The 4,432-nt window shown below is 61.7% G+C and carries 3 protein-coding genes; all 3 read left to right on the forward strand.

From position 1 onward, the window contains the following. A partial coding sequence (locus RMO15_RS30800; protein ID WP_309722302.1) for a VIT and VWA domain-containing protein occupies positions 1-2,196 on the forward strand: 2,196 nt, incomplete at its 5' end. Between the two features lie 47 nt (positions 2,197-2,243). Next, positions 2,244-3,353, forward strand: coding sequence for an acyltransferase (locus RMO15_RS30805; protein ID WP_309722304.1), 1,110 nt, complete (start codon positions 2,244-2,246; stop codon positions 3,351-3,353). A 21-nt stretch (positions 3,354-3,374) separates the two neighbouring features. Further along, positions 3,375-4,432 (forward strand): amidohydrolase family protein (locus RMO15_RS30810; protein WP_309722306.1); only part of this gene is annotated, 1,058 nt, incomplete at its 3' end.

Raw genomic sequence — 4,432 nt, forward strand, 5'->3', positions numbered from 1 at the left:
CCAGTAAGCGCAAAGTCGGTGGAGACGCCGGGGTGCTTGCGGATTGCCAGCACGCAGACGATCTGTCCTCTGCGCCACACGGAGGTGAGGGCGAGCATCTCGGGCATGGTGGCGCATGTGACCGTGACCCAGCTCTTTGAAGGCCCCAAAGAGGGCGGCGCGGTCGAGGCGGTCTATAGCTTCCCGCTGCCGGAGAACGCCGCCGTGGATGACATGACCATCAAGATCGGCAAAGATCGGGTGATTAAGGGCGAGATCAAACGCCGCGAGGAAGCACGCGCGATCTACGAAGCGGCGCGGGCTGCGGGCCAGACAGCGGCGCTTTTAGATCAGGAGCGGGCCAATCTCTTTACGCAGTCCATCGCCAACCTCATGCCCGGTCAGCAAGTCGCGGTGGAGATTCAGTATGTCATGCCGCTGAAGTACGAAAATGGGCGGTATGAGTTTTTCCATCCAATGGTGGTCGGGCCACGCTACGGCGGGGTCGCGGACAACCAGCCGCTTGGGGTGCGCTCCGGCCACGATGTCTCGGTGAGTGTGAACCTGGACGCGGGCCTGCCGCTGGGTGATATTGCCGCTCAGCTCCACGACGCCCGGATTCAGCGCCTGGGAGCCAACCGTGCGCAGATCGTCTTGAGCCCTCATGACTCAATCCCCAACAAAGACTTTATCCTGCGCTGGACGGCGACGGGCAGCGAGGTACAAGAGGGAATCCTCACCCGCCCCGATGGCAAGGGCGGCGGGCACTTCTTGCTGATGCTCCAGCCACCAGCCGCTCCCCGCCGCGCCGATGTGACTCCCAAGGAGCTGGTTTTTGTGATTGACCAGACCGGTTCACAGGCAGGAAAGCCCATTGAGAAAGCCAAGGAGACGATGCGCCACTGTATCCAGAACCTCAACCCCGGCGACACGTTTCAGCTTCTGGGCTTCAATACCTCGGTCTATCCCTGTTTTTCGCAGGCCGACCCCGCCACACCGCAGAACATCCAAAAAGCTCTGGCGTATCTGGAGCCGCTTCAGGGCTCGGGCGGTACGAACATCCTCCAGGCAGCCGCCTTTGCCCTCCAGCAGCCCGACGATCCCGACCGGCTACGCATTGTCTGCTACATGACCGATGGGCTCGTGGGCAACGACCGTGAGATTGTCGGCTTTATCCGCAACCACCGGGGCACGACCCGTATGTTCCCCTTTGGGATCGGCAACTCGGTGAATCGCTTTCTGATCGAGGGAATGGCGCGTGAGGGCCGGGGTGCCGCCGACATCGTGGACCTGCGTCAGCCCGGCGAGACGGTCGCAGCCCGGTTCCAGCGCCGCATCGCCGACCCACTCTTAACCGATATTGCGGTGGACTGGGGCGGCCTGCCGGTCGCGAAAGACGACATCTATCCCCGCCATATCCCCGATGTCTTCTCCGCAGCCCCCATTGTCTTAAAAGGCCGCTATGTCAAGCCTGGCGATGGCGATATCCGCATCACGGGCCGCCTGCGGGGCCGTCCATGGGAGCGCCGGATTCGTCTTCACTTGCCCGAGCGCTCTGAGCCCGGCGTCGGTGAGGCCATCCCGACCCTCTGGGCACGAGAGAAGATCGAGGAGCTAAGCCACGAGGTCTGGGCGGGCGACCTGACCACGGCTCCCAAAGAAGAAATCATCCAGCTCGCTCTGGAGCACCACCTCATGACCGAGTACACATCGTTTGTGGCCGTAGACCCCACCATCTCCAACCCCGGCGGCCAGCAGACCTCAGTAAAAGTCCCCACCGAGCTCCCCGAAGGAATGACGATGGAAAGAGCACGTAGGAATGTACGCTATCAGGCAGGCGGCTTTGGCGGTGGTGGTACCAACTACTCTTTGGCCAGAGGCGGGGCCATGATGGCCAAGCCTCAGGCGGCTACAGCAAGCGCCGCCGCGCCCGCTGCCATTGCAGAGGCCAAGAAACTGGCCCTTGCACCAGCGCTCTCGCTGGCGAAGCTCTCGGGCAGTCTCCAGAAGAAAGCGCAGCTCGGGGGTAAGCTACGGATCAAAGTGGTGCTCAAGCTCAAGGAAGTTCGTCCCGACACCGCGATGCTCCTGAAAAACCTCGGCTTCACGCTGACCCGAAAGCAGAGCGAGCGGGTCTGGGTCGGCACGATTACACAAGAAAAGCTAGAGGCGCTCGCGCAGCTAGACGCTCTTCAGAGCGCCTCTGAGCCCGACTAGCCTACCGAGCGTACACAACCGGCCATCGGAAGCCGATAATCTCTCCGATGGCCTCTTCGAAACCGCCAACACACTATCCGTTCGTGGATGGAATCCGTGGAATCACGGCCCTCTACGTCGTGCTGAATCACATCTGGACGCGGTTCGTGGTCATCGCCGAAGCGGGGAGCTTGCCACCCTGGTTTCATCTGCTCAAGTTTGGCCATGCGGCTGTCGCCATCTTTATCGTCCTCTCGGGCTTCTGCCTGATGCTCCCCATTGCGCAGCGCACGCCCCTTGTCCTTCGTCCCGATTTTCTCAAGCGCCGCGCCCGTCGCATTCTCCCAGCCTACTTTGCCGCGATGGGGCTGAGCCTTCTGCTCGGGCTTGCGTTTCCACAGACCTTGCCACCCCACTCCTGGGAGTGGCAGAGCCTTCTGACGCATCTTTTTCTGGTACACAACTGGGTTCCTCGCTGGTCTATCTCGATCAATGGCCCCTTCTGGAGTATCGCACTGGAGTGGCAGATCTACTTTATCTTTGCGCTGGTGCTCATCCCCCTGCGACAGCGATTCGGGTGGCTCACAACTCTGTTAGCGGCAGGTGGGATCAGTGTCCTGCCGCTATTCTTCAATCTCGGCGGGACGAACCCGTGGTTTCTTCTGCTCTTTGTCCAAGGGATGCTCACCGCAGAGTGGGTCTCCCACCCGCCCCGCGTCGCGCCCGGAAGGCTTGCCGCAGTCGCTGTGGGGCTGGCTCTTCTCTCGGGCACACTGGAGATCATGGTCTGGCGAGATAGCTTCCCTTGGCCTTCGACTCCCTGGATTGCCAACGCGCTTCTGGTCGGCCTGGATCTCCTACTGGGCTGTGCCACAGGTGCGCTTCTGCTCGTCGGAGCCCTCACGCCACAGAGCCTCCCACTCCGAGGCATCTTCTCACTGCTCTCCAGTCGGACTCTGGTGCTGCTGGGAAGTTTCTCGTACAGCATCTATCTGCTCCACGATCCGCTCCTGGCGCTAGGAATCCACTACGCCCGCGTTCTGATTGTCACCGCTCCCCTGCAAGCCTTCCCGTTTGTGCTGGCCACTCTGCTTCCAATGGTATTGGGTCTGAGCTGGCTCTTTCACCTCGCCTTTGAGCGCCCCTTCCTACAAAAGAAGCCCACGGGAAGAGGATAGTTACCAGGTACAATAGCGCCCGTGACTCCCCCTTTTGATCTTCTTCTCACTGCTGGCCTGCTCGCCGATGGCCTCGGCAATCCCCTCGTCCGCGCGGATGTGGGAATTATCGGAGATAAGATCGTCGCCATCGGCGAGCTGAGCCAGAGTGCGGCGACAAAAGTCATTGATGCCACCGGCCAAGTGATCGCGCCCGGGTTTATTGACATCCACACCCACTCGGATGTCTCGGTCTTATTCACCCCCGGCATGGAGTCCTCGCTGGCGCAGGGCGTCACCAGTGAAGTGGTAGGCAACTGCGGCATCTCACTGGGACTTGCCACCCACGCACCGGAATTTTCTCTGGAGCGACGCTGGCTGGAGCAGGCGGGTGGGACGCTGAGCTGGGAGAATCTCACGGGGTTCTTGAACCGGGTAGAGGCGAGTGGCTGCGCCCTCAATATCGCCACACTCGCAGGGCACGGGAGCTTGCGAAAGCGCGTGATGGGCATGGCTCAGCGTCCCCCAAGCGCCATCGAACTCGTCGCCATGCAGCGGGAGCTCGGGCTTGCGATGGAAGCCGGAGCGATTGGACTCAGCTCCGGGCTGGAGTATGTCCCCGGCAGCTACGCCGATGTGGCCGAGCTTACGGCGCTCGCAAAAGTAGCCGCAAGCTACGGTGGGTTCTACGCCACACACTTAAGAGACGAAGGTGACTTACTGGAAGAGTCCGTGGCGGAGGCGATTGCTGTAGCCGAGGGCGCGGGGCTCCCTCTTCAGCTCTCCCACCACAAGGCGGAGCGACGGCGCAACTGGGGAAAGATCCTCTCGACCCTGGCGATGGTGGATTCGGCGCAGGCACGCGGGATGGACATATTGCTCGACCAGTACCCCTACACCGCCTACCAGACCAGCCTCGCCGTGATCACGCTCCCGCTCTGGGCGCAGGCAGGAAACCCCGAAGATCTCGCGCAAAAGCTCATGGACGCCGACCTGCGCTCTCGCGCTCGCGACTGGATGGGCGAGCTAGAAAGCTCCGGCGGCGTCTCCTGGGATGCTATCGAGATCGCCTCGTGCCCCCACTCCGCCTATGTCGGCAA

The sequence above is a fragment of the Armatimonas sp. genome (genome assembly GCF_031410135.1).
Classification (GTDB): domain Bacteria; phylum Armatimonadota; class Armatimonadia; order Armatimonadales; family Armatimonadaceae; genus Armatimonas.

Excerpts from the sequence above, each read along its gene's own strand:
- RMO15_RS30805 (WP_309722304.1), top strand. The coding sequence starts at position 2,244 with ATGGCCTCTTCGAAACCGCCAACACACTATCCGTTCGTGGATGGAATC.